The sequence below is a fragment of the Klenkia brasiliensis genome, assembly GCF_900100695.1.
GTDB classification, from domain to species: Bacteria; Actinomycetota; Actinomycetes; order Mycobacteriales; family Geodermatophilaceae; genus Klenkia; species Klenkia brasiliensis.
On the sequence record NZ_FNCF01000001.1, the window covers coordinates 293,471 to 318,677 of the forward strand.

General features: G+C 75.2%; 22 protein-coding genes. 10 read left to right on the top strand and 12 right to left on the bottom strand.

Annotated features, from left to right (window positions below; translation table 11 throughout):
* Positions 1-48: 48 nt before the first annotated feature.
* Positions 49-1,545, bottom strand: coding sequence for an NCS2 family permease (locus tag BLT39_RS01530; RefSeq protein WP_207507510.1), 1,497 nt, complete (start codon positions 1,543-1,545; stop codon positions 49-51).
* 58 nt (positions 1,546-1,603) lie between these two features.
* Between BLT39_RS01530 and BLT39_RS01535 the strand changes: the two genes are divergently transcribed.
* Positions 1,604-1,813: a DUF2530 domain-containing protein gene (locus BLT39_RS01535; RefSeq protein WP_207507511.1), complete on the top strand. Its 210-nt coding sequence runs from the start codon at positions 1,604-1,606 to the stop codon at positions 1,811-1,813.
* A gap of 210 nt (positions 1,814-2,023) precedes the next feature.
* Here the strand turns inward: BLT39_RS01535 and BLT39_RS01540 are convergent, their stop codons facing one another.
* The gene (locus BLT39_RS01540) at positions 2,024-2,824 is read right to left on the bottom strand and encodes a DUF3027 domain-containing protein (protein ID WP_242658077.1); all 801 of its coding nucleotides are present in this window, start codon (positions 2,822-2,824) and stop codon (positions 2,024-2,026) included.
* Positions 2,825-2,966: 142 nt separating this feature from the next.
* Between BLT39_RS01540 and BLT39_RS22175 the strand changes: the two genes are divergently transcribed.
* Both BLT39_RS22175 and BLT39_RS01550 read left to right on the top strand, forming a co-directional pair.
* A complete protein-coding gene (locus tag BLT39_RS22175) occupies positions 2,967-4,517 on the top strand; it encodes an MFS transporter (protein ID WP_165640092.1) in 1,551 nt (516 codons plus the stop codon).
* Entirely contained in the window at positions 4,514-5,026 is a 513-nt protein-coding gene (locus BLT39_RS01550) for a DUF2771 family protein (protein WP_091057523.1), read from the top strand. The genes BLT39_RS22175 and BLT39_RS01550 overlap by 4 nt, the downstream gene beginning before the upstream one ends.
* Here the strand turns inward: BLT39_RS01550 and BLT39_RS23555 are convergent.
* The gene (locus tag BLT39_RS23555; RefSeq protein WP_091057527.1) at positions 5,023-5,406 is read right to left on the bottom strand and encodes a cold-shock protein; all 384 of its coding nucleotides are present in this window, start codon (positions 5,404-5,406) and stop codon (positions 5,023-5,025) included. The genes BLT39_RS01550 and BLT39_RS23555 overlap by 4 nt on opposite strands.
* 133 nt (positions 5,407-5,539) lie before the next feature.
* Here BLT39_RS23555 and BLT39_RS01560 point away from each other — a divergent pair, with 133 nt between their 5' ends.
* A complete protein-coding gene (locus tag BLT39_RS01560; RefSeq protein WP_091057530.1) occupies positions 5,540-5,860 on the top strand; it encodes a hypothetical protein in 321 nt (106 codons plus the stop codon).
* 2 nt (positions 5,861-5,862) lie between these two features.
* Here BLT39_RS01560 and BLT39_RS01565 read toward each other — a convergent pair whose 3' ends face one another.
* Both BLT39_RS01565 and BLT39_RS01570 read right to left on the bottom strand, forming a co-directional pair.
* A complete protein-coding gene (locus BLT39_RS01565) occupies positions 5,863-7,509 on the bottom strand; it encodes an AMP-binding protein (RefSeq protein ID WP_091057534.1) in 1,647 nt (548 codons plus the stop codon).
* Positions 7,506-7,733, bottom strand: a complete 228-nt coding sequence (locus BLT39_RS01570) for a hypothetical protein (protein ID WP_091057539.1) — start codon at positions 7,731-7,733, stop codon at positions 7,506-7,508. Before BLT39_RS01570 ends, BLT39_RS01565 begins: the two co-directional genes overlap by 4 nt.
* A 142-nt stretch (positions 7,734-7,875) precedes the next feature.
* Between BLT39_RS01570 and BLT39_RS01575 the strand changes: the two genes are divergently transcribed.
* Positions 7,876-9,099, top strand: a complete 1,224-nt coding sequence (locus BLT39_RS01575; protein WP_091057542.1) for an MFS transporter — start codon at positions 7,876-7,878, stop codon at positions 9,097-9,099.
* Here the strand turns inward: BLT39_RS01575 and BLT39_RS01580 are convergent.
* Positions 9,096-9,590, bottom strand: a complete 495-nt coding sequence (locus BLT39_RS01580; RefSeq protein ID WP_091057545.1) for a hypothetical protein — start codon at positions 9,588-9,590, stop codon at positions 9,096-9,098. The two genes, BLT39_RS01575 and BLT39_RS01580, sit on opposite strands and share 4 nt — an antisense overlap.
* A 43-nt stretch (positions 9,591-9,633) precedes the next feature.
* On the opposite strand from BLT39_RS01580, the gene BLT39_RS01585 reads away from it, so the two are divergent.
* Positions 9,634-11,868 carry a helicase C-terminal domain-containing protein gene (locus tag BLT39_RS01585; RefSeq protein ID WP_091057549.1) on the top strand — a complete coding sequence of 745 codons (2,235 nt, stop codon included), beginning with the start codon at positions 9,634-9,636 and terminating at the stop codon, positions 11,866-11,868.
* 18 nt (positions 11,869-11,886) lie between these two features.
* Here the strand turns inward: BLT39_RS01585 and BLT39_RS01590 are convergent, their stop codons facing one another.
* Complete coding sequence (locus BLT39_RS01590; RefSeq protein WP_091057553.1) at positions 11,887-12,192, bottom strand: hypothetical protein; 306 nt, start codon at positions 12,190-12,192, stop codon at positions 11,887-11,889.
* A 106-nt stretch (positions 12,193-12,298) separates the two neighbouring features.
* Between BLT39_RS01590 and BLT39_RS01595 the strand changes: the two genes are divergently transcribed.
* The 3 genes from BLT39_RS01595 to BLT39_RS01605 all read left to right on the top strand — a co-directional run bounded on the left by BLT39_RS01595 (position 12,299) and on the right by BLT39_RS01605 (position 17,358).
* Positions 12,299-13,582: an SAM-dependent methyltransferase gene (locus BLT39_RS01595; RefSeq protein WP_091059187.1), complete on the top strand. Its 1,284-nt coding sequence runs from the start codon at positions 12,299-12,301 to the stop codon at positions 13,580-13,582.
* Between the two features lie 67 nt (positions 13,583-13,649).
* Positions 13,650-15,335 carry a DNA repair helicase XPB gene (locus BLT39_RS01600; protein ID WP_091057556.1) on the top strand — a complete coding sequence of 562 codons (1,686 nt, stop codon included), beginning with the start codon at positions 13,650-13,652 and terminating at the stop codon, positions 15,333-15,335.
* 253 nt (positions 15,336-15,588) lie between these two features.
* The gene (locus BLT39_RS01605; RefSeq protein WP_242658078.1) at positions 15,589-17,358 is read left to right on the top strand and encodes a DEAD/DEAH box helicase; all 1,770 of its coding nucleotides are present in this window, start codon (positions 15,589-15,591) and stop codon (positions 17,356-17,358) included.
* Here the strand turns inward: BLT39_RS01605 and BLT39_RS01610 are convergent.
* The 5 genes from BLT39_RS01610 to BLT39_RS01630 form a co-directional block, all read right to left on the bottom strand.
* On the bottom strand, positions 17,355-17,846 hold the full coding sequence (locus tag BLT39_RS01610) for a cupin domain-containing protein (RefSeq protein WP_242658079.1): 492 nt from the start codon (positions 17,844-17,846) through the stop codon (positions 17,355-17,357). The genes BLT39_RS01605 and BLT39_RS01610 overlap by 4 nt on opposite strands.
* A gap of 4 nt (positions 17,847-17,850) precedes the next feature.
* Complete coding sequence (locus BLT39_RS01615; protein WP_091057564.1) at positions 17,851-18,429, bottom strand: DapH/DapD/GlmU-related protein; 579 nt, start codon at positions 18,427-18,429, stop codon at positions 17,851-17,853.
* Positions 18,426-21,317: a helix-turn-helix transcriptional regulator gene (locus BLT39_RS01620; protein ID WP_091057568.1), complete on the bottom strand. Its 2,892-nt coding sequence runs from the start codon at positions 21,315-21,317 to the stop codon at positions 18,426-18,428. Before BLT39_RS01620 ends, BLT39_RS01615 begins: the two co-directional genes overlap by 4 nt.
* Before the next feature lie 263 nt (positions 21,318-21,580).
* Positions 21,581-22,870 carry an MFS transporter gene (locus tag BLT39_RS01625; protein WP_091057571.1) on the bottom strand — a complete coding sequence of 430 codons (1,290 nt, stop codon included), beginning with the start codon at positions 22,868-22,870 and terminating at the stop codon, positions 21,581-21,583.
* Between the two features lie 45 nt (positions 22,871-22,915).
* On the bottom strand, positions 22,916-23,443 hold the full coding sequence (locus BLT39_RS01630; RefSeq protein ID WP_091057574.1) for a DUF7282 domain-containing protein: 528 nt from the start codon (positions 23,441-23,443) through the stop codon (positions 22,916-22,918).
* 132 nt (positions 23,444-23,575) lie between these two features.
* On the opposite strand from BLT39_RS01630, the gene BLT39_RS01635 reads away from it, so the two are divergent.
* A complete protein-coding gene (locus BLT39_RS01635) occupies positions 23,576-25,015 on the top strand; it encodes a glucose-6-phosphate dehydrogenase (protein ID WP_242658080.1) in 1,440 nt (479 codons plus the stop codon).
* Positions 25,016-25,207: the final 192 nt, after the last annotated feature.

Consider the following 25,207-nt stretch of genomic DNA (forward strand, 5'->3'; position numbering starts at 1 on the left):
TCACCGAGATAGTTAGCCGGGCTCAATGTACCAGCCCGGCCGACCAGCTCAGAGCAGCTGCTGCACGGGCTCGATCGCGAAGTAGACCACGAACAGCACGGCGACGACCCACATGAGCGGGTGCACCCGGCGCGCCCGGCCGGTGGCGGCCATCAGCACGACGTAGCTGATCGTGCCGGCACCGATGCCGTTGGTGATGGAGTAGGTGAACGGCATCAGCGCGATGGTGAGGAACGCGGGGATCGCGAGGGTGAGGTCGTCCCACTGCAGGTTGCGCACCTGGGCGATGAGCAGCGCGCCGACGATCACCAGGATCGGCGAGGCGGCCTCGGAGGGGACGACGTCCACCAGCGGGGAGAACAGCGTGGCGACGAGGAAGAGCACGCCGGTCACCACGCTGGCCAGGCCCGTGCGGGCGCCGTCGGCGACGCCGGCGGTGGACTCCACGTAGGTCGTGTTGGAGGAGATGCTGGCCGCACCGCCGGCCGCGGCGGCCAGCGAGTCGACCAGCAGCACGGGCTGGGAGCGGGGCAGGTTGTTGTGCTCGTCGAGCAGGCCGGCCTCGGCGCCGACGGCGGTGACCGAGCCGACGGTGTCGAAGAAGTCGGCCAGCATGAGCGCGAAGACGATGAGCAGCGCAGCGACGACGCCGATCCGGGAGAAGCCGCCGAACAGCGAGAACTGGCCGATCTGGGAGAAGTCGGGCAGCCCGACGACCTGGTCGGGCAGCGTGGGCACCTGCAGCGCCCAGCCCTTGGGGTTGACCGACCCGTCGGCCCCGAACGTCGGCCCGACCTTCGCGACCGCCTCGACCACGATGGCCACGACGGTGGTGACGACCAGGCCGATGAGCAACGCGCCGCGGGTCCTGCGGACCACCAGCACCGAGGTGAGCAGCAGGCCCACGACGAAGACCAGCTGCGGCCAGCTGGCCAGGCTGCCGTCGATGCCGAACGTGATGGGCACCGTGCCGCTCTGCGCACGGCGGACGAAGCCGGAGTCGACCAGGCCGATGAGGGCGATGAAGAAGCCGATCCCGACGGCGATGGCGGTCTTGAGCTGGTCGGGGATGGCCGCGAAGACGGCCTTGCGGAACCCGGTGAGCACCAGGACGGTGATGAGCAGGCCCTCGAGGACGACCAGGCCCATGATCTCGGGCCAGGACATCTGCGTCGCCGCGTAGGCGGCGACGACGGCGTTGATGCCGAGGCCGGCGGCGAGGGCGAACGGGTACCGGCCGACGACCCCCATGACCACGGTCAGCAGGCCCGCCACCAGCGCGGTCACGGCCGCGACGGAGCCGAAGTCCAGGGTGTTCCCGTCGACGTCCGCGCCGGACAGGATGATCGGGTTGAGCACCACGATGTAGGCCATCGTGAAGAACGTGACCACCCCGCCGCGCACCTCGCGGCCGACGGTGGACCGCCGGGCGCTGATGGAGAAGTAGCGGTCCAGCCCGTTGCGGGGCTTGACCTGCGGCCCGGCGCTGCGGCGCCTGGACGCGGTGGCCCCGGGGGCGTCGGTGGTCTCGATGTCGTCCGGCACGGCGACAGGGTGCCATGCACAACCGGTTCGGAGGTCGCGCTCTGGTTACAGTCGCGCCGTGCCCGCCCCGACCCGCCCCTCCCCTCCCCCGCTGCGGGTCGAGACCCGGCGGGTGGTCCTGGTCGGCATGGTGCTGTGGGCGGTCGCGCTCGTGGTCGTGCTGCTGCTCGGCGACCGCCTGGACCGCGTCTGGACCTGGACCTGCGTCTGCGGCCTCGTCCTCGCCGCCGGCGGCCTCGGCATCATGCGCTGGCAGAAGCAGGGGTAGCGGGCCAGCGCAGCCCGTCCGCGACGAGGAGGCGGGGTCCGAGGCACGAGGCCCCCTCCCCGAGGAGCGGACGCCCCCACGGATGGCATCCCGAGCGCAGCGAGCGGGCGGGACCGACGGTGGCCCGGAGGGTCACCCGAGGCCCCGCAGGAGGGCTCAGCGCACCGCGCCCAGCCCCGGTGGCCGCGGTGGGAGCGCGCAGCGCGACGATCAGATCGAGTCGTAGGTGTCGGTGTTGTACAGCGGGGTCAGCTGGATCTCGCTGGTGTCCGCGGTGACCAGGTTGGCCTCGCTGTGCGCGCCGCAGCCGTGGTCGGTGGTGACGACGTGGCCGTCGGCGGGGGCGTACTCGTTGGCGCAGACGCCGAGCTCGAGCCGCACGGACCCGGCCAGCGGCATGAGGAACGCGCAGTCACCGCACGTGCCGGGGGCGTGCCGGGCCATCGCGGAGCCGGGCCCGAACTCACCGCCGCGGAAGCGGGCGAGGGCGCCGCGGCGGCCCTCGACGGAGAGCACGCGCTCCCGGCCGATGCCGATCTCCTGGGCCACGACCATGCCCGCGGGGTCGGACGCGGCGTCGTCGTCGGCGAGGTAGGCGGGGACCAGGCGCGGGTCGTCCTCGGTGACGGGGAGGACGTCGCCGACGGAGAGGTCGCCGGGGCGGATGCGCTCGTGCCAGGGCACCCAGGCCGGGGCCAGCAGCGCGGTGTCGCCGGGCAGCAGCACGACCTCGTCGACGGTGACGTGCTCGTCGCCGGGGACGTGGGCGAGGGTGACGGCCCAGTGCCAGCCGGTGTAGCCGGGCAGCGCGGCGGCGAAGGTGTGGGTGAGGACCTCGCCGAGGACACCCTGGTCGGGCACGGCCTCGCGGGCGGTGCCCAGGTGCTCACCGACCTCGTCCGCAGCGCCGGCGACCTCGACCGCCGCGGCCCGGGCGGTCTCCACGGCAGCGGTCAGCACGTCGGACGGGGACGGCACGGGGCTGGGCGCGGTGGGCGGGTGCTCGGACACGCCCTCCATGGTGCCCCACGACGGTCCGGGCCGGTGGGGGCCGTGACCCCGCCCGGGTGAGGTCCGCGGTGGGCAGCACCGGGTGCGGCACCATGGGGCGCGTGAGCGGACGCGTGGGCAGGCCCGTCCGCAGGGGGCGGTGGTGATCCGGCCGCGCCGCCGCTGGGGCCGGCCCCCGCGGGTGGACCGGCCCGGCGCCGGGCCGCTGCGCACCCCCACCCGGCCGGTGCAGGTGCCCGGCGACGACTCCCCCACCGTGGTCGACCCGGTCGCGCCGACCGGACCGCAGACGTGGCGCCCGCCGACCCCGGGACCGGCCGCGCCGCCGTCCCCGGGTCTGGGCGCGCGCCCGCCGAGGGTGACCGTCACCCGGGTCGCGGCCCGCCGGTCCCGGGAGCTGACGGTCGCCGCGGTGCGGCGGGTCAACGCGGCCAGCCGGGCCGACGGCGCCGGGGACAGCGGCCTGGCGCACGTGCTGTGGGTCAACGCCCTGCACACCGCCGGCGACGCGATGATCGCTGTGTCCCTGGCCGGCACCCTGTTCTTCGCCGCCTCGACCGACGCGCAGCGCGGCAACGTGGCGCTCTACCTGCTGGTGACGATGGCGCCCTTCGCCGTCGTCGCCCCGCTGCTGGGTCCCCTGCTGGACCGGCTGCAGCGCGGCCGGCGCTGGGCGATGGCCGCGAGCCTGGTCGGCCGGGCGGTGCTGGCCCTGGTCATGGCGGCCAACTTCGACGGGTTCTGGCTCTACCCCGCGGCGCTGGGCGCCCTGGTGCTGTCCAAGGCGCACAACGTGCTGCGGGCGGCGGTGATCCCCCGCGTGGTGCCCCCGGCGATGTCGCTGACCAGCGCGAACGCCCGGACGTCGGTGTTCGGGCTGGTCACCGCGGGGGTGTTCGGCGGCATCGGGGCCGGCATCGCGGCCTCGGCCGGCTTCCCGCCGCTGCTGTGGGCCACCGCCGCGGTGTTCACCGCCGCCGGCGCGCTGGCCCTGCGGCTGCCGCAGCACGTCGACGTCCCGGCCGGCGAGGAGGCCAGCGACCTGCTGACCACCACGATGGAGATCCCGGTGCCCGGGCGCCGGGGGCGGCCGCGGGTCGCCGGTCCGGTCGTCGACGCACTGCGCAGCGCCGCGCTCATGCGGGTGCTCGGCGGGTTCCTGACCATCTACGCGGCGTTCCTGGTCCAGGCCCAGGTGCCCGGCGGCTGGGAGCGCACCCTGGCGCTGGGTGCGGTCGCGGGCGCGGCCGGGGTGGGCAGCTTCGTGGGGACGGCGATCGGCTCCCGCCTGCACCGGGCGACGCCGGACACCCTGGTGCTGTGGTCCACGGTGGTCGCGGTGGTGACCGCGGTGGCGGCGGCGGTGTTCTTCTCGGTGGCGCTGCTGGCGGTGACCGCCGGGGTGGCGGCGCTGGCCGCGGGGCTGGGCAAGGTGTCGCTGGACGCGATCATCCAGCGCGACGTGCCCGGCGCGCAGCACGCCTCGGCGTTCGCCCGCTCGGAGACCCTGCTGCAGCTGGCCTGGGTGCTCGGCGGCGGGCTGGGGATCGCGCTGCCGGCGACCCTCCCGGTGCTGGCGTTCGGGGTGACGGCGGGGCTGCTGGTGGTGGCCACAGGTCTGGTTGCTTGGCTGGGGCACCACCGCCGCCCCAGCCGGGGCCGGGGGCGGACGACGGGGTGGGAGCGGGCATGACCAGGGTGGGCACGACGGCGTCCGGTGGGGTCGCCGTCCTGGCGCTGGTGGCCGGGTGCGGCGCCGGCGGGAGCAGCGGCGCCGCCGAGCAGGGCGGCCCGCCACCCACGGTGCGCGTGCAGAGCGGCGGGCAGGACGTCACGGTGCAGCCCTCCCAGTACTGCCTGGACGGCACCGGGGAGCGCTACGCCGGCACCCCGCCGGTGATCGAGGTGCAGCCGGACTCCACCATCTCGCTCACCGTGCCCGACGCGGTCGCCCGGCAGGGCTGGAGCGTGCAGGTCTACGACGACCAGCTGCAGGACCTGCTCGGCGAGGTCGACGTCCCCGAGGACACCCCGACCTTCACCGGGATCAACAGCTCCGACGCGGTGCCGCCGGCCTACTACCTGGTGGTCGTCGAGGACTCGCAGGACAGCTCGTGCAGCGGGCTGTCGGGGGCCTGGCCGGTCGGGTTCATCCGCTCCGGCGAGGACGCCGGCACCGACCCCGCGGCCCCGACGGGCTAGCCCTCGAGGTCGGTGGCGACGGCGCGCAGCACCGCGGCGATCTTCGCGGCGGCCTGCCGGTCGGGGTGCCGGCCGTGCCGCAGGCCGTTGCCGACGCCGTCGAGCAGCCGGATGAGGTCCTCGATGATCGGGACCAGGTCGTCGGGCTTCGTGCGGGTGCCCGCGACGGCCGAGGGCAGCGGGTCCAGGACGGTCACCTGCAGGGCCTGGTCGCCGCGGCGGCCGGCGACGATGCCGTACTCGACCCGCTGGCCGGGCTTGAGCTCGGGGATGCCGGCGGGCAACGCGTCCTTGTGCACGAACACGTCGGGTCCACCCTCCTGGGAGAGGAAGCCGAAGCCCTTCTCCGGGTTGAACCACTTCACCTTGCCGCTGGGCACGTCGATCCCTCGCTCCGCGTCGGACGCGGACCGGCCGGACCGCGCCGTCCCAGGCTAGCCGCTGGGGGCGGGTCGGGCCGCTGGGTTACCGGCGAGTAGTCCGGACTCGGCGGGGGATGCGACGATGCCCGCCATGGCTGCCCGCAACGCTGCGTCCCGCGTCGTCACCTCGATCGCCGCCGCCGTCCGGCTGGTGTCCTCGGTCGTGGGCGGGCTGATCGTGCTGTACGCGGTGTTCGTGCTCTTCGAGGCCAACCCGGCCAACCCGATCGTGGAGTTCACCGCCGGCGTGCGCGACGACCTGGGCGCCTTCACCCGCGACCTGTTCACCCCCGAGGACCCCAAGATCGCCGAGACGGTGAACGCGCTGATCGCCGCCATCGTCTGGGTGGTGGTGGGCAACCTGCTGTCCAAGGTCATCACCCGGCTGGCCCCCCGCACGAAGGCTGGCTGAGGTCAGGCGGTGACGACCTCGGCCAGGCCGAGCTCCTCGGTGGACACCTGCCGCATCTCGACCTTGCGCACCTTGCCGGTGACCGTCATCGGGAACCCGTCGACGACCTTGACGTAGCGGGGCACCTTGAAGTGCGCCAGCTTCCCGGCGCAGAACTCCCGCAGCGCCTCGGCGGTGAGCTCGGGGGCACCGGCGCGCAGCTGCACCCAGGCCATCAGCTCCTCGCCGTACCTGGCGTCGGGCACCCCGATGACCTGCACGTCGGCGATGTCGGGGTGGGAGTAGAGGAACTCCTCGATCTCGCGGGGGTACACGTTCTCCCCGCCGCGGATGACCATGTCCTTGATCCGGCCGACGATGTTGAGGTAGCCCTCGGCGTCCATCACCGCGAGGTCGCCGGTGTGCATCCAGCGGGCGGCGTCGATGACCTCGGCGGTCTTCTCGGGGGCGTCCCAGTAGCCGAGCATCACCGAGTAGCCGCGGGTGCACAGCTCGCCGGGGGTGCCGCGGGGCACGGTCAGCCCGGTCTCGGGGTCGACGACCTTGCTCTCCAGGTGCGGGTGGGTGCGCCCGACGGTGGAGGTGCGGCGGTCCAGGTCGTCGTCGGCGCCGGTCTGGGTGGAGACCGGGGAGGTCTCGGTCATGCCGTAGGCGATGGTCACCTCGGCCATGCCCATCTCGTCGACGACCCGCTTCATCACCTCCACCGGGCAGGGTGAGCCGGCCATGATCCCGGTGCGCAGGCTGGACAGGTCGTAGGAGGCGAAGTCGGTCAGCGCGAGCTCGGCGATGAACATGGTGGGGACGCCGTACAGCGAGGTGCACCTCTCGTCCTGCACCGCCTGCAGGGTGAGCGCGGGGTCGAAGCCCGGCGCCGGGATGACCATCGTGGACCCGTGGGAGGTGGCCCCGATGTTGCCCATGCCCATGCCGAAGCAGTGGTAGTAGGGCACCGGGATGCACACCCGGTCGGCCTCGGTGTAGCCGCAGCCCTCGCCGACGAAGAACCCGTTGTTGAGCAGGTTGTGGTGGGTGAGCGTGGCGCCCTTCGGGAAGCCCGTCGTCCCCGAGGTGTACTGGATGTTGATCGGGTCGTCGGCGCTGAGCTCGGCCTCGCGCTCGGCGAGGAACCCGCGGTCGGCGGCCCGGCCGGCGGCCATCAGCCGGTCCCACTCGGGGTCCCCCAGGAAGAGCACCTCGCGCAGGGCCGGGCACTCGTCCCGGACCTCGGCCACCATCGCGCGGTAGTCGCTGGTCTTGAACTCCGGCGCGGCGACCAGCACGGAGATGCCGGCCTGCTGCAGCACGTAGGACAGCTCGTGCGTGCGGTAGGCCGGGTTGATGTTGACCAGGACGACGCCGAGCTTGGCGGTGCCGTACTGCACGAACACCCACTCGGCGCAGTTGGGCGCCCAGATGCCGACCCGCTCGCCCCGGGCGACGCCGAGGGCGTGCAGGCCGAGGGCGAAGGCGTCGACGTCGGCCACCAGCTGCGGGTAGGTCCAGCGGCGGCCGGTGGCGCACTCGACGAGCGCCTCGTGCTCGCCGACCCGCGCTGCCGTCCGGTCCAGGTTGGCCCCGATGGTGTCGCCCAGCAGGGGGACCGTCCCGGTCCCGCTGGTGTAGGACGGCAGCGCGGGGGCGGTCATGCCCGCTCTTCGGGGCGCAGCTGGACCCCGGCCCGGTTGGGCTTGTCGGTCGGGTGGGCGTAGCGCAGCCGCTCGACCGGCAGCGGGAAGGAGTGGTCCTCGCCGAAGGGCGACAGCGACCCGGTCATCTCGCTGATCAGCTCGGTCAGCGGCGGGCCGCCGTCCACGGACTGGCCCCAGGTGGGCTCGACGAGGTGGGCGGTCTTGGGGTTCTTCTTGGCCATGGCGCACTCCTGCCGTCGTGGCCGGCGTCCCGCCGGCGCTCGGGCCCATCGTCCCGCATCCAACCGCGCCGCCCGGCACCCACGCCAGCCCGGCCGCAACCTGCGTGCGACCTGGCCCGCGCCCGCCTAGGGTCTGCTCCCCGTGGGCCGCATCGTGGAGACCGTGGTGCCGGCCCGGCTGGGCACCGGCTTCCGCTGGCTGCTGGCCTCCTCGTGGACGTCGAACCTCGGCGACGGCATCGCGCTGGCGGCGGGCCCCCTGCTGGTCGCCTCGCTGACCCGGGACCCGTTCCTGGTGTCGCTGGCCGCCGGCGTGCAGTGGCTGCCGCCGCTGCTGTTCGGCCTGGTCGCCGGGGCGGTGACCGACCGGGTGGACCGGCGCCTGCTCGTGGTGGTGGTCGACCTGCTGCGCGCCGGGGTGCTCGCCGTCCTCACCCTGGCCGTGGCCACCGACCTGGTCACGATCGGGGCGCTGCTGGCCGCGCTGTTCGTGCTCGGCACCGCGGAGGTGTTCGCCGACAACGGGGCGCAGACCCTGCTGCCCACGCTGGTGCACCGCGACGACCTGGCGGTCGGCAACGCCCGGATGACGACCGGCTTCGTCACGGTCAACCAGCTGGCCGGGCCGCCGCTGGGGGCGGCGCTGTTCACCGTCGGCGCGGCGTGGGCGTTCGGCGCGGTGGCCGTGCTGGTGGCCCTGGGCGCGGTGCTGGTGTCGCGGATCGTGCTGCCCCCGGCCGAGCCGGCGGAGCGCCGGCCGGTGCACCACGAGATCGCCGAGGGGTTCCGGTGGGTGGTGCACCACGCCGCCGTCCGCACCCTGGTGCTCACCATCTTCGTGTTCAACGTGACGTTCGGGGCCGCGTGGTCGGTGCTGGTGCTCTACGCCACCGAGCGGCTCGGGCTCGGCGAGGTCGGCTTCGGGCTGGTGACCACGGCGCAGGCCGTCGGCGGCATCGCCGGCGTCGCGGCCTACGGCTGGATCACCCGGCGGGTCAGCCTGGGCAACCTGATGCGGGTCGGGCTGGTCGTGGAGACCCTGACCCACCTGGCCCTGGCGCTGACCACCAGCCCCTGGGTGGCGATGCCGGTGTTCGTCGTCTTCGGCGCGCACGCCTTCGTCTGGGGGACGACGTCGGTCACCGTGCGGCAGCGCGCCGTGCCGCGGCACCTGCAGGGCCGGGTGGGCAGCGTGAACCTCGTCGGCACGTTCGGCGGGCTGGTCATCGGCTCGGGCGTGGGCGGGGTCGTCGCCCAGCAGACCTCGGTGACCGGGCCGTTCTGGTTCGCCTTCGCCGGGTCGGCGGTGTTCGTGGTGCTCATCTGGGGCCAGCTGCGGCACGTGGCCCACACCGACGCCGACTAGGGCCGGCGGGCCCCGTAGAGGGTGCCGGCGCCGTCGGCGGTGAGCACCCAGCGGTCGCGGCCGACCTCGGCGACCTGCACCTCGCGCTCGTCCAGGGCCTGCACGGCCCGGGTGCGCCAGATGGTCGTCGACTGCAGCCGCAGGTCGACGTCGCCGTCCGGTGTGGCGACCCGCAGCGTGGCCGGGCCGGCGATGCGCAGCGTGCCGGCCCGCCAGGGCGTGCCGGCCAGCGCGCGGGTCCAGGTGGTCACCCGCAGCAGCGACCCCGCCCCGGCGACGAGGGCGGCGACGCCGCCGAGCACCAGCGCCACGACGACGAGGCCGGCGAAGGGCAGCCGGGTGCCGCCGCCGGACGCCGCCTGCACGGTGGCGACGGCGAGCAGCACGGCCAGCACCAGCGCGACCGCTCCCCCGGCCAGCCAGCGCAGCGCACCGGCGCGGGTGGCGGCCAGGGCGGCGCGGGTCTGCGGGTCGTCGAGGGCGCCGGGCACGCACGCGATGCTGTCATCCCGCCCGCGTCGTAGCGTGGAGCGGATGTCCACGACCGAGGGCGCCCCGGCCCCCGCCACGCTCGGCGCCTGGCTGCGCACCCGCACCGACGAGCAGCTGGGCACCCTCCTGGCGCTGCGCCCCGACACCGCCCGGCCCGCGCCCTCCGACGTGGTGGGCCTGGCCACCCGCCTGGCCGTCCCGGTGTCGGTGGACCGCGCGCTGGACGAGCTGGACGCCGGCACCCTGCAGGTGCTCGACGCGGTGCTGCTGGCCCCCGGCGACGGCCTCACCCGGGGCGAGCTGGCCGCCGCCCTGCCCGGCGCCCCCGTCGAGGAGGCGGTGGCGCTGCTCACCGACCGCGCGCTGCTGTGGGGCGACGACGTGCTGCACGCACCCGAGCCGGTCCGCCGTGCGGTGCGCTACCCGGCCGGGCTGGGCCGGCCGCGCACGCCCCCGCCGTCGGACGTCGCCGGCGACCTGGCCGGGGTGGACGACGACGAGCGCGCCGTGCTGGTGGCCCTGGCCGGGGAGAACCCGCTGGGCCGGCTGCCGGTGGACCACTCGGGCAGCTCGCCGGACAGCCCCGCCCGCCGGCTGCTCCGCCGCGGTCTGCTGACCCGGGTGGACGCCGCGAACGTCGAGCTGCCGCGGCAGTACGGGCTGGCGCTGCGCGGGGACCAGCCCCTCGGCCCGGTGCGCAGCCGGCCGGAGCCCCCCACCGCCCAGCGCGACCCGGACGTCGTCGACCGGCGGGGGGCCGGTGCGGCCCTGGAGACGGTGGGCCGGGTGGGCGAGCTGCTGTCCGCGCTGGAGGAGGACCCGGCCGGGCTGCTGCGCAGCGGCGGCATGGCCATCCGGGACCAGAAGCGGCTGGCGAAGGCGCTGGGGGTCGACGAGCGGGCGGTCGCCTTCCACATCGAGGTCGCCCACGCCGCCGGCCTGCTGGACCTGGGCGGACCGCACCGCGACGAGTGGCTGCCCAGCCGGGAGTTCGACACGTGGCGCGAGCAGCCGCTGCCCGAGCGGTGGGCGCTGCTGGCGGCCGGGTGGCTGGACACCCTGCGGGTCATCTCGCTGGTCGGGCAGCGCGACCTGGCCGGCAAGGCGGTCAACGTGCTCTCCCCCGACGTCGTGCGGCACACCGTCCCGGCGATCCGGCGCACCCTGCTGGCCACCCTCGGCGAGCTGGGCCCGGGCCGGGGCCTGGCCACCGACGACCTGCTGGAGCTGCTGCGCTGGCAGAGCCCGCGGCGGGCCGACCGGTTCGTGCTGGTGCCGGCGCTGGTCGAGGAGGCCGAGCGGCTGGGGGTCGTGGTCGGGGGTGGGCTCACGTCGGGGGGCCGCGGGCTGCTGGCCGGTGGCGAGGAGGGCGCGGCCGAGGGCATGCGCGGGCTGCTGCCCGACCCGGTCGACCACGTGCTCGCCCAGCCCGACCTGTCCCTGGTCGCGCCCGGGCCGCTGGTCGCCGAGCTGGCCCGCACCCTGGCCGTCGTCGCCGACGTGGAGTCCTCCGGCGGCGCGACCGTGTTCCGGGTGACCGACGGCAGCGTGCGGCGGGCCCTGGACTCGGGCTGGTCGGCCGCCGAGCTGCACGACTTCTTCGCCCGGGCCTCGCGCACCCCGGTGCCCCAGGCGCTGGACTACCTCGTCGACGACGTCGCGCGCCAGCACGGCCGGCTGCGGGTCGGGGCGATCGAGGCCTACGTGCGCAGCGACGACCACGGCCTGCTGTCCCAGGTGCTGTCGGACAAGCGCACCGCGCGGGCGGAGCTGCGCCGGCTGGCCCCCGGGGTGCTGGTCAGCGGGCTGCCCGCCGACGAGGTGCTCGAGGTGCTGCGGTCGGCCGGCTACGCACCCGCCGGGGAGTCCGCGGGCGGCGCCGTCCTCACCCGGCCGGCCGGGCGGCCCCGGGCGACCGCGCGGCCGGGCAGCCGGCCCGCCACGGGGCCGCGTCCGCTCGGGCCCGAGGAGGTCGAGGCGACCGTGCGGGAGATCCGGGCCGGGGACGCCGCGCTGGCCGCCCGCCGCACCGACCCGGCCCGCCAGGTCCCGGGCGTGACGACGGCGAGCACGCTGGAGCTGCTGTCGCGGGCGGTGCGCGAGCAGCTGCCGGTGTGGCTGGGCTACGTCGACGCCCAGGGCTCGGGCAGCCGGCGCACCGTGCAGCCGCTGACCCTCGGCGGGGGCTTCCTGTCCGGCTTCGACGAGGGCAGGGGTGAGCAGCGCACCTTCGCCGTGCACCGGATCACCTCGGTCGACCTGGTCGACGAGGCCTGACCCGCGGCCCCGCCCGGCTCAGGCAGCGGCGCCGCCGCTGCCGGCCAGCGGGTGCAGGACCGCGACGAGCAGGAGGCACGCGAGACCCAGTGCGGCCAGCGCGGCGTCGGTGCGCCTGCCCGCCCGGAGCAGCCGGACCAGCGTGGCGACCCCGAGCACCGCGCCCCAGGCCAGCAGCACCCAGCCGGCCAGCCACAGCAGCGCCGAGAGGCGCTCCCCGGTGGTCGGGAAGGCGCCGACGGCCTCGGCCACGGCGAGGGCGGTGGCGGCCAGCACGGCGAGGACGAGCACGGCGAGGGCGGCGCGGAACCGGGTCCGGAGCACGTCCGGACGGTAGCCAGCGCCGACCCCCGGGTCCACCCTGGAACACGCGGCGCCCCGGCACGCTTGAGCCAGTAGTTGGTCGAGGCAACGAATGTGGCGGTGGGTCATGGCGCAGGGACGAACGGTCGCGGACCGGTTGGCGACGGTGCTGGGGACGGTGCTCGGGAGCGACCGGCTCCCCGTGCGGCTGCGGGGCTGGGACGGCTCCCTGTCCGGCCCGGCCGGTGCACCGGTGGTCGCCGTCCGGGACCGGCGGGCGCTGCGCCGACTGCTGTGGTCCCCCGGCCAGCTCGGCCTGGGCCGGGCCTACGTCTCCGGGGACATCGACATCGAGGACGACGTCTTCGACACCTTCGCCGCGCTGAGCTCCGCCGGCCGGCTGGCCGAGACCGGCCCGATGCGGCCGCTGTCGGGAGCCGAGCGGCTGGCCCTGCTGCGCACGGTGGCGGGCCTGGGCGGCCTGGGCCGCGACCCCGAGCCGCCCGCGGAGGAGGCCGACCTCGGCGGCCACGGGCTGCGGCACAGCCGACGGCGGGACGCCGCCGCGATCGCCCACCACTACGACGTGGGCAACGACTTCTACGAGCTCGTGCTGGGCCCCTCGATGGTCTACAGCTGCGCGGTCTGGGACTCCCCCGACACCGGCCTGGACGCGGCGCAGGAGGCCAAGCTCGACCTGGTCTGCCGCAAGCTGGGGCTCACCAAGGGTGCGCGGCTGCTGGACGTCGGCTGCGGCTGGGGCTCGATGGCCATCCACGCCGCCGGGCGGTACGGCGCGACCGTCGTCGGCATCACCATCTCCGAGGAGCAGGCCACGCTGGCCCGCAAGCGGGTCGCCGAGGCCGGGCTGACCGACAAGGTCGAGATCCGGGTGCAGGACTACCGGGAGGTCGCCGACGGCCCGTTCGACGCGATCAGCTCGATCGGGATGGCCGAGCACGTCGGCCGGGCGCGGCTGGGCGACTACGTCGACCAGCTGGTCGCGCTGCTGCGCCCGGGTGGGCGGCTGCTCAACCACGCCATCGCCTGGAACGCCGGGGAGACCGGCTGGGACGAGGACACCTTCATCGCCCGCTACGTCTTCCCCGACGGCGAGCTGCTGCCGCTGGGCACCATGGTCGGCGCGATCGAGGCCGGTGGTCTGGAGGTCGTCGACGTCGAGGCGCTGCGCCGGCACTACGCGCTCACCCTCCGCGCCTGGGTGCGCAACCTCGAGGAGCACTGGGACGACGCCGTGGCCGCCAGCACCGAGGGCCGGGCGCGGGTGTGGCGGCTGTACATGGCCGCCTGCGCGCTGGCCTTCGAGTCCGGCGCGATGGGGGTGGACCAGGTGCTGGCGGTCAAGCCCGGCGGCGAGCAGCCCCCGCTGCGCCGCACCGGTTGGGTCTGACCTGCGGCGGGAAGGTCCTGTCGGCGCCCGCGGTTACCTTCGTGACGGCCGAACGCGGAGGAGAGACGTGAGCGACGGACCCCTGATCGTGCAGTCCGACAAGACCCTGCTGCTGGAGGTCGACCACCCGCAGAGCAAGGAGTGCCGGGCCGCGATCGCCCCGTTCGCGGAGCTGGAGCGCAGCCCCGAGCACGTGCACACCTACCGGGTGACGCCGCTCGCGCTGTGGAACGCCCGCGCCGCCGGCCACGACGCCGAGCAGGTCGTCGACGCCCTGGTGCGCTACAGCCGCTACCCGGTGCCGCACGCGCTGCTGGTCGACGTCGCCGACACGATGGACCGCTTCGGCCGGCTGACCCTGTCGAACAACCCGGTGCACGGGCTGGTGCTCACCACCACCGACCGGGCCGTGCTCACCGAGGTCTCCCGCAGCAAGAAGGTCGCCCCCATGCTGGGCGCCCGCATCGACGACGACACGATCGCCGTGCACCCCTCCGAGCGCGGCCGGCTCAAGCAGGCGCTGCTCAAGGTCGGCTGGCCCGCCGAGGACCTCGCGGGCTACGTCGACGGCCAGGCGCACCCGATCGAGCTCGACCAGGCCGACTGGCACCTGCGCGACTACCAGCAGGCCGCCGTCGACGGGTTCTGGGCCGGCGGGTCCGGCGTCGTCGTGCTGCCCTGCGGGGCCGGCAAGACCCTGGTCGGTGCCGCGGCGATGGCCGAGGCGAAGGCGACCACGCTGATCCTGGTCACCAACACCGTCGCCGGCCGGCAGTGGAAGCGCGAGCTCATCGCCCGCACGTCGCTGACCGAGGACGAGATCGGCGAGTACTCCGGCGAGCGCAAGGAGATCCGTCCGGTCACCATCGCGACCTACCAGGTGATCACCACCCGCCGGAAGGGCGAGTACCGGCACCTGGACCTCTTCGACGCGCAGGACTGGGGCCTGATCGTCTACGACGAGGTGCACCTGCTGCCGGCGCCGATCTTCCGGCTCACCGCGGACCTGCAGTCCCGCCGGCGGCTGGGGCTGACCGCCACCCTGGTGCGCGAGGACGGCCGGGAGGACGACGTGTTCTCCCTCATCGGCCCCAAGCGGTACGACGCACCGTGGCGCGACATCGAGGCGCAGGGCTACATCGCCCCGGCCGAGTGCATCGAGGTGCGGGTGTCCCTCGACGACGAGGAGCGGATGACCTACGCGGTCGCGGAGCCCGAGGAGCGCTACCGCATCGCGGCCACGGCGTCGTCGAAGCTGCCGGTGATCCGCCGGGTGCTGGACCGACACCCCGACGAGCAGAAGCTGGTCATCGGTGCCTACCTCGACCAGCTCGAGGACCTCGGCCAGGCGCTGGACGCCCCGGTCATCCAGGGGTCGACCACCAACCGGGAGCGGGAGAAGCTCTTCGACGCCTTCCGCGCCGGGGAGATCAAGACGCTGGTCGTCTCCAAGGTCGCGAACTTCTCCATCGACCTGCCCGAGGCAGCCGTCGCCGTCCAGGTGTCGGGGACGTTCGGGTCGCGTCAGGAGGAGGCGCAGCGGCTGGGCCGGGTGCTCCGCCCGAAGGCCGACGGCCGGCAGGCGCACTTCTACACCGTGGTCAGCCGCGACACCCTCGACAGCGAGTACGCCGCCCACCGGCAGCGCTTCCTCGCCGAGCAGGGCTACGCCTACACCATCGTCGACGCCGCCGACCTGGCCGGCCGCGGCGAGGTCAACGGCCCCGACTGGGTGGACGAGCCCTCCGACTGACGTCGAGGGCACGACTGCGGTGGTCACCGGGGCCGGGTGACCACCGCAGTCGTGCGCTCGGTGACGGCTCGCGGGACGGATGGGACGGAACGGTCCGGCGCGGCCGAGACGTGGGCCACACCCGGACGGAGATCATCCGCGAACCCGCAGCTCAGCGGCCCGCCGACCGGGCCTCTACACGACGGCGGCCGGCACGCGAAGGGCAACCCGGCCTGGGCGTGTCGCCTCCGCGTGGGTCACGATGGACGACGCCATGGCCTCCCCCGCACCGATGTACGCAGCCGGCGCACGCCCCCTCCGCGCGTGGCAGCAGGAGGCCCTCGAGCGCTACGAGGAGACCTTCCCCAAGGACTTCCTGGTCACCGCGACCCCCGGCGCCGGCAAGACCACCTTCGCCCTCACCCTGGCCGCCCGGCTGCTGCAGCGCCGCGAGGTCGCCCGCGTCGTCGTCGTCGCCCCGACCGACCACCTGCGCCTGCAGTGGGCCGACGCCGCCGACCGCGCCGGCATCGTCCTGGACCCCGGTCTGACCAACGCCGTCGGCCCGGTCCGCGCGGGCACCCAGGGCTACGTGACCACCTACGCCCAGGTCGCCGGCAAGCCGATGCTGCACGCCGCCCGGGCCACCGCGGTCAAGACGCTGGTCATCCTCGACGAGATCCACCACGCCGGCGACGGCCTGTCCTGGGGCGAGGCCGTGGCCGACGCCTTCGGCATGGTGGCCCGCCGGCTGTGCCTGACCGGGACCCCCTTCCGCACCAAGGTCGACGAGCGCATCCCCTTCGTCCGGTACGAGGAGGACACCTTCGAGGCCGACGACGGCGAGCGCGGCGTGGGCCTGGCCTCCCGCGCCGACTACACCTACGGCTACAAGGAGGCGCTGGCCGACAGCGTCGTCCGGCCCGTCGTGTTCGCCGCCTACACCGGCACCGCGCGCTGGCGGAACTCCGCCGGCGAGGTGGTCGCCGCCTCGCTCACCGAGGCCGGCACCAAGAGCGTCGAGATGGCCGCCTGGCGCACCGTGCTGGACCCCAAGGGCCAGTGGGTGCCGCACGTCATCGCCGCCATGGACGAGCGCATCACCCACCTGCGCGAGCACGGCATGCCCGACGCCGCCGGCCTCGTGCTCGCCTCCGACCAGGACGACGCCCGCGCCTACGCCCGCATCGTCCGGCGGATCACCGGCAAGGCCCCCGAGCTGATCCTCTCCGACGACCCCAAGGCGTCGAAGAAGATCGAGCGGTTCGCCACCGGCTCGGCCCGGATCGCGGTCTGCGTGCGCATGGTCTCCGAGGGCGTCGACATCCCCCGCGCCGCCGTGCTGGCCTGGATGACCTCCTACCGCACGCCGCTGTTCTTCGCCCAGGCCGTCGGCCGCGTCGTGCGCGCCCGCGACCCGCAGGAGTCCGCGACGGTCTTCCTGCCCGCCGTCCGGCCGCTGCTCGCGCTGGCCGCGTCGATGGAGGAGCAGCGCAACCACGTCATGCCGCCGCCGCGGAAGACCGAGGAGGCCGAGCTCGAGGAGCTCGACCTGCCGCCGCGGGAGCCCCGCGAGGGTGCGCTGACCCAGCACGAGATGCTCGAGGCCGACGCCCGCTTCGCCCACGTCCTGCACGGCGGCACCGCGCACACCGGCGCCGGCAACCGGCCCACCGCGCTGGCCGCCGAGGACGAGGAGTTCGTGGGCATCCCCGGCCTGCTCACCCCCGAGCAGACCGCCGAGCTGCTGGCCAAGCGGGACGACGAGCTGCGGCTGCGGATCGCGGCCAGCCACAAGCACGACGACGGCGACTTCATGCTGGTCGAGGACCACCCCGACGAGCTCGAGACCAGCGGCTGGCGCGACGCCGCGGAGCTGCGCCGCGAGATCAACCGGCTGGTGTCCCGGGTGTCGGCCAAGACCTCGACGCCGCACGCGGTGGTGCACACGCAACTGCGCCAGTCCGTGCCCGGGCCGCCCTCGGCGAGCGCGTCGGTCGACGTCCTGCGCATGCGCCGGGAGCGCCTCCGCACGATGCTCTAGCCCGGGATGCGGACCTCCGACCAGTCCAGGCCGGCCAGGTTGACCACGACCGCCTCCTGGGTGGTCCGGGCGATCACCACGACCGCCTCGGTGTCGGGGTCGGGGTTCTCCTCCCGGTGCGGCACCCACGGCGGCACGAAGACGTAGTCACCGGGCGCGGTCTGCACCACCCGCTCCACCGGCTGGTCGCCCTCGACGTCCAGGAACACGAACCGCGGGGTGCCCGAGACGACGTAGATCGCGGTCTCGGACGCGCCGTGGTGGTGGTTGCCGGAGTTCGTCGCGCCCGGCACGTGGGTCTGGCCCATCCAGAGGTGGCGCGCCCCGACCGTGGCGCCGCTGATGGCCTCCCGGCGGCGCATCCCGGACGTCTGCGCGGTGTCGCCCACCAGCCCGGACGGCGCCACGTGGTGCAGCACGCGGTGGAACGGGTCGATCGAGGCGGGCACGAGCACCCCGCTCGGGCTGGGGACGACGTCGTCGGTCACGTCCTCACCCTGCTCCCTGCCGACCCGGGTCGCCAGGGAGGCGGACCGCCTCCGGGGGCACCACCACCGCACCGGCGGGGACGTCGGAGCGCACCACGGCACCGGCGCCGACCACCGCGCCGTCGCCGATGCGCACCGGGCCGACCACCACCGCGCCGGCACCCAGCCGCACCCGGTCACCGATCACCGGCTGGCCGCGGCCGGTGTGCCCCACCGTGACGCCCTGGTTGACCCAGCAGTCCTCCCCCACCGAGGCGGCGGTGAGCACCGTCGACCAGCCGTGCTCGACGAACAGCCCGGGCCCGACGTGCGGCGCACCGATGTGCAGCGAGGCCAGCGGCGGGTAGGCGCGGCGCAGCAGCCAGCGCGCCGCCCGCGGCAGCGGGGTGAGCCGGTAGTGCACCACCGAGCGGAACTCCGGGTGGTGCACCACCAGCCGGCCGAACCGGGCCCGCGGCGACAGCTGCACCCAGGCGGGGCGGGGCAGGCACTCGGTGAACCGCTGCGCGTCCCGGCGCAGGTAGGGCCCGGCCTCGGCCCGCTCGACCACCCACCACAGGGGCGCGGTGAGCAGCCGGCTCACGGCAGCAGCCCGCGCTCGGCGGCCACCGCGACGGCCTCGGTGCGCCCGGAGACATCGAGCTTGGCCAGCACCCGCGACAGGTGCACCGACACCGTCTTCTCGCTGATGAACAGCTCGGCGCCGATCTGCCGGTTGGTCAACCCGGCGGCCACCCGGCCGAGCACCTCGGCCTCGCGCGGGGTGAACACCGCCGCCGGGTCGGCCGGGCGGGCACCGGCCGGGCCCAGGTCGAGCCGGCCGCGCCGGGCCAGGGCCTCGAGCCGGGCGCGCAGCGGGCCGGCACCGAGGGCGACGGCGACCTCGTGCGCGGCGCGGAGCCGCCCGGCAGCACCGTCCCGGTCACCCGCGGCCAGCAGCGCCGCCCCCTCGCGCCAGCGGCAGCGCGCCCGTTCCCACACCTGCTGCGGCCCGAACGCCGCGCCCACCCGCGCCCACGACGCGGCGTCGTCGGCGCCGTGCAGCCGGGCCACCTCGGCGTCCAGCCGCAGCGCCCAGGCCCGGCCCTCGACGTCGACCTCGCCGACGTGCTCGGCGAACAGCGCCTGCGCTTCCCGGGCCGGCCCGAGCACCCGCTCCCCCGCCGCCGTCCACCGCCGGGCGGTCTCCTCGTCACCGGCCACCCGGGCCGCGACGGCCGCGTCGGCGACCGGGCCCAGGGCGACCGCGACCAGCCGCACCGCGACCAGGAAGTCCAGCGGCCAGATCTCGCGCAGCCGCCGGACCGTCCGCTCGACGGCGGCCACCGACGCGGTGGGGTCCGCGCGCCAGCCGGCCAGCTCGACGGCCGCGCTGCCCGCGGTCAGCACCAGCGCCGCGTGGCCCAGCCGGTCCCCCACCGCCCAGGCCTGGTCGACCTGCTCGCGCACGTCGGCCCCCCGCCCGATGGCGACGTGCAGCCCGGCGACGCGCACGTGCGCGGCGGTGTCGGGCACCCGCGCCAGCTCGTCGGCGGTGGCCAGCGCCGCGTCCCAGTGACCGGCGTGCAGCTGGGCCAGCACCTGCAGGTAGCGCAGCTCGGCGGCGTAGAAGCTCCAGCCGGCGCCCAGCGCGGCGGCCCGGGCCAGGGCGGGGCCGGCGTGCGCCACGGTCGCCGCGAGGTCGCCCGACTCGTAGGCGATGGTGGCCAGGTTGAACGCCGCCCGCAGCTCGACGTCGAGGTCACCGGCCCGCCGGGCACGCTGCAGCGCCTCGACCAGGTCGGCGGTGCGCGCGGCCGGGTCGCCCTCGTCGGTCATCCGGGCCAGCGAGATCATCGTGTCCGACCAGGCGCTCTCCAGGCCCAGCTGCTCGGCGCCGGCCAGGGCCTCCAGCGCCGCCGCCCGGGCCACCTCGGGGTCGCCGTCGACCGACCACGCCGTGCGGGCCCGGGTGGCCGTGGCCCACACCCGGTCGGCGGTGAGCGGCTGCGCCGGCACCAGCTCCAGCGCCGCGGCGCTGGCCGCCTCGGCACCGGCGAGGTCGTCGACCCGGACCAGGGCCTGGGCCAGCGTGTACTGCACCCGCCCCGCCAGGTACGGGTCGGCGGGGGCCAGGTCGCGGGCCGAGCGCAGCAGGGCGATGCCCCGGTGCAGCTCCCCCGCCGCCCGGGCGGCGGTCGCGGCGCGCAGCAGCAGGCCGACCTCGCCGTCGGGCACCCCGGCGTGCCGGTCGGGCACCGCGGGCCACAGCGTGAGCGCCGCCTCCAGCTGCTGCAGCGCCTCGGCCGGGGCCCCGACGGCGGTGGCCTCGCCGGCGGCGGTGAGCGCGGCGGTGAAGGCGCCGGGCAGGTCGTTGCTCTCCCGGGCGTGGTGGGCGAGCTCGGCGGCCGTGCCGGTGCCGTCGGCGCGCAGCCGGGCGGCGACCGCGGCGTGCACCCGGGTGCGCTCGCCGGGGAGCAGGTCGGCCAGCACCGCCTCGCGCAGCAGGGCATGCCGGAACCGCAGCCGGCCGTCGGGGTCGACGACCAGCACGTGCCGGTGCACGGCCTCGGCGAGCGCGGCGTCCAGGTCGGCGTCGGGCAGGCCCGCCACCGCGGCGAGCAGGTCGTGCCGCACCCGCCGGCCGACGACCGCGGCCACCCGGAGCACCTGCTGCGCGGCCGGGCCCAGCTCCTCGACCCGGGCCAGCAGCACCTCCGACAGCGCCCACGGCAGCTCGCCGCCCCGGCTGCCGGCGGCCAGCAGCTCCTCGGCGTAGAACGCGTTGCCCTCGGCCCGGGCCACGACGTCGTCGACCAGCCGCTCGGGCACCCCGCCCGCGCCGGCGGCGACCGCGCGGACCAGCGCGGCCAGGTCGGGGTCGGGCAGGGGCGGCAGGTCGAGCCGCTCGACGCCGGGCAGCCGGACGAGCTCGGCCAGCAGCGGGCGCAGCGGGTGCCGGCGGTGCAGGTCGTCGCTGCGGTAGCTGGCCAGCACCAGCACGGGCTCGGCGACCAGCCGGGTGAGGAGGTAGCGCAGCAGGTCGCGGCTGGACCGGTCGGCCCAGTGCAGGTCCTCCAGCACCACCAGCAGCGGCTGCCGGGCCGCGAGCTCACCGAGCAGCGCGGCGACCGCCTCGAACAGCGGCAGCCGGCCGCCCTCGGCCGGTGCGTCGCCGGGCGCGCCGAGCAGCGGCACCAGGGCCGGGTGCCCGGCCGGCAGCTCTTCGCGCAGCGGGCGGAGCAGGTCGACGAAGGGCAGGTAGGGCAGCCCCACGTCGCCGAGGTCCAGGCAGTGGCCGGTGAGCACCCGCATGCCCCGGTCGCGGGCCACGTCTTCGACGGCGGCCAGCAGCCGGCTCTTGCCCACCCCGGCGTCCCCCGCCACCAGCACGGCCGACGGCCGGCCCGCGCGGGCGCGCTCGACGTGCTCGGTCAGCCGGGCGAGCTCGTCGGCCCGGCCGACGAGGGGGACCTCCACCCACTGCGGCACGTCCGGGATCGTGGCACGCCCCTCCGACACGCCTCAGCGGCGCCCGAACGGCCAGCGGCCCCGCGCGGGGCGCTGCCGGCGGGCGGTGCGCGCCAGCTGCTCGCGGCGGTAGGCCAGCTCGGCCTCGGTCCCCGGTCCCCAGAGTGCGTCCACGGTGTCCTCCTCGTCATCGGTGTGCGACGACGACGACGCTCGGCCTGAGGGGGGCCGCCGGGCATCGGGAGGTCACGTCGACCCGCCGGGCGCACCGGCCCTGAGGGGCCTCAGGTGAGCTCGGTGCCCTTGGTCTCCTTCAACGTCAGGATGACGCCGAACGCGACGGCCGCGGCGACCGCGACGTAGGCGAAGAAGAAGACCGGGTGCCCGGCGTCGGACAGCGCAGTGATGACCAGCGGCGCGGTGCCGCCGAAGAGGGCGACCGTGAGGTTGTACCAGGAGCCGATGCCGGTGGCCCGCAGCTCGGTCGGGAACAGCTCGCTCATCACCGCCGGCGCCAGCGACGCCATCATCGCGTAGAGGCCCAGGCCCACGCAGAACACCACGACCAGCGAGAACAGGTCGTCCTGCACCAGGAACGACAGCGGCACGGTGAGCACCGCCATCGCCCCCGACCAGACCAGCATCTGCGGCTTGCGGCCGATCCGGTCCGACAGCGCGCCGAGGGGGTAGCAGAGCGCGACGAACAGCGCCGTGCCGACCGACAGCGCGATGAACACGTCGTTGCCGTCGGCGCCGCGGAAGTTGATCGCGAACGGGGTCAGCGCGCTGAAGAACGTGTAGTAGGACAGCGTCGACAGCAGCGTGAACGCGCACAGCTGCAGCACCGCCCGCGGGTGGTGCCGGATGGTCTGCAGGAGCGGGTTCTTCGTCGCCCGCGCCTTGGCCGCGTTCTCCTCGAACTGGTCGGTCTCGGCCAGCGACCGGCGGAGCCACATGCCGACCAGACCCAGCAGCCCGCCCACGCCGAAGGCGATCCGCCAGCCGTAGGACTCCAGCTGGGCCTGGTCGAGCACGCTGGTGAGCAGCACCCCCATCAGCGAGGCCGCCAGCAGCGCGGTCCCGGTGGAGATGTAGAAGAACGCCGAGTAACGGCCGCGCCGCGACGGCGGAGCGATCTCGGCCAGGTACGCCGAGGCGTTGGAGACCTCACCGCCGAGGCTCATCCCCTGCGCGATGCGGGCCAGCAGCAGCAGGACCGGGGCCAGCCAGCCCACGGCGTCGTAGGTCGGCAGCACCGCGATGACCAGCGAGCCGCCGGCCATCAGCAGGATCGTGACCAGCATGCCGGCCTTGCGGCCCCGGAGGTCGGCGAACCGGCCCAGCACGTAGCCGCCCAGCGGCCGGAAGAAGAAGGCCAGGGCGTAGGTCGACGTCGCCCCGATCAGCGACAGCGCGGCGTTCTCGCTGGGGAAGAACTGCCCGGCGAAGTAGACGACGAAGGTGGCGTAGACCGTCCAGTCGAACCACTCGACGGCGTTGCCGATGCTGGCCGAGACCAGCGTCCTGACGGGCAGCCTGTGCTGGACCTGGGTCTGCGCTGTGCCGGTCGTCATGCGGGTCGACCGTAGTGACGCACCTCGCAGGGCGCCTCCCGGGGCTCAGGCCACCCGGTACTCGGCGTCGTCGTCGACCACGTCGTCGCCGTCGTCGTCGTCGCCGTCCTGGGGCTCGGCGACCGCGGCGTCCCCGGCGGAGAAGCTGCCGTCGCCGTCGGTGTCGGCGTGCAGGGTGGCGGTGATCCCGGTGTCGTCGTCACCGGCGGTGGCCGGCACCGGGGTGCCCAGGTCGACCGGCACGCCCGTGGCGGGCCCGGCCGGGACGGCGGCCCACCCCAGCACCTGGCCCCCGTCGTCCTCGTCCAGGGTGATGACCACGAACCCGTCCTCCAGAGCGGTGACCGAGGCGACCTGCACCGTCGTCCCGTCGCCGGACTGGTCCTCGAGCTCCACGTCGGCGGCGGCCGTCGTCCCCCCGCCGACCGCGGCCGGGGCGGACGACGACGCCCCGCCGGTGGTCGGCCCCGGGGTCGCCGCGGTCCCCGGGGCGTCGTCGTCGGAGCCGCAGGCGGGCAGGACGGCGAGGGCGGTGGCGGCGGGCAGGGCGAGGAGCAGGCGGCGAGCGGTCATGGGAGCACCGTGCCCGCGGCGGGTGGCACCCGGAGGAGGCGGGGATGAGAGCCGTCTCATCCCGATTCACAGGCATGTCCGCAGGTCCACGGGGCATGCAGGCGCCGAGACCCGCGCGACGAGAGGACCACCGTGCCCGACAACGGGACCACCGACACCGACCTGCCCCCCACGATCTTCGTGCTCTACGGGGCCACCGGTGACCTCGCCCGGCGGATGGTGCTGCCGGCCTTCTACCAGCTCGCCCAGTACGGACTCCTGCCCAAGGAATGGCGGCTGGTGGGCAACGGCCGCGGCGACGTGTCGCACGAGGACTTCCAGGGCCGGGTGCACGACGCCCTCACCGAGTTCGGCCCCAAGCCCGAGGACGGGCCGTGGGACGACTTCGTGGGGAACCTGCGCTTCGCCGGCGGCGGGTTCGACGAGACCGACCCCGGCAGCCTGCTGGACGTGCTGGAGGAGACCAAGCAGGAGATGGGCGGGGACCCGCAGCACGTGCACTACCTCGCCGTCCCGCCCTCGGCGTTCGAGAAGCTGACCAAGGGCCTGCAGGAGCACGGCCTGACCGATGGCTCCCGGGTGGTCTACGAGAAGCCCTACGGCACCAGCCCCGACTCCTTCCGCGAGCTCGACGAGCTGGTGCTCTCGGTGCTCGACGAGGAGCAGGTCTTCCGGATCGACCACTTCCTGGGCAAGGAGGGCACCCAGGACCTGCACGTCCTGCGGTTCGCCAACGGCCTGTTCGAGCACGTCTGGGACCGCGAGCACGTGCAGCAGGTGCAGATCGACGTCCCCGAGACCCTGGACGTCGCCCAGCGCGCCGAGTTCTACGACGCCACCGGCGCCACCCTGGACATGCTGGTCACGCACCTGTTCCAGGTCGCCGCCGAGGTCGCCATGGAGCCCCCGGTGGACCTGTCGCCGGAGTCGCTGCAGGAGGCCCGCGAGTCGGTGCTGGCCGCCTTCCGGCCGCTGGCCAAGGAGGACGTCGTCCTGGGCCAGTTCGAGGGCTACACCGACATCGAGGGCGTCCCGGAGGACTCCACCACCGACACCTTCGTCGCCGCGCGGCTGTGGGTGGACACCGACCGCTGGCACGGCGTCCCGTTCCTGCTGCGCACCGGCAAGAAGCTGGCGGCGTCGGAGCAGAAGGTGTCGCTGGTGCTGCGCAAGCCCGACGGCCCGGTGACCCACGTGCCCGAGCACGGCAACGTGATCACGCTGTCGCTGTCCGGGGCCGGCGCGCTCGACCTGGACTTCGTGGCCAAGAAGCCCGGGCCCGTGCTGGAGCTCACCCAGACGCGCACCACGCTGGACCTGGCCGACATCGACGGCGGCACCCCGCTGCCGCCCTACGTGTCGCTCATCCACGACGTCGTCACCGGTGACCGCTCGCTGTTCACCACCAGCGCCGGGCTGGCCAAGGCCTGGGCGACCGTGGAACCGCTGCTCGACGACCGGCCCGAGGTGCAGCCCTACGCCGAGGGCTCGTGGGGTCCCTCCGCGGCGAACGAGCTGGCCGCGCCCTGCGGCTGGCTGCTGGGCCAGACCGAGGAGGGCGACGAGCAGTAGCCCGTGACGACGAAGGCCCCCTCCCGGACGGGAGGGGGCCTTCGTCGTGCGTGGGGTCCGAGCCGGACGCTGGTCGCCTCGCGGCGAGTTGCGCATCCGGGGCTCCAGCCTCGAAAGAGCGGTATTCCCCGGCGGCAGTTATCCAGTGGAGCCCGGGGACACAGGTCGCCCGGCCCGGACACGTCCCACCGT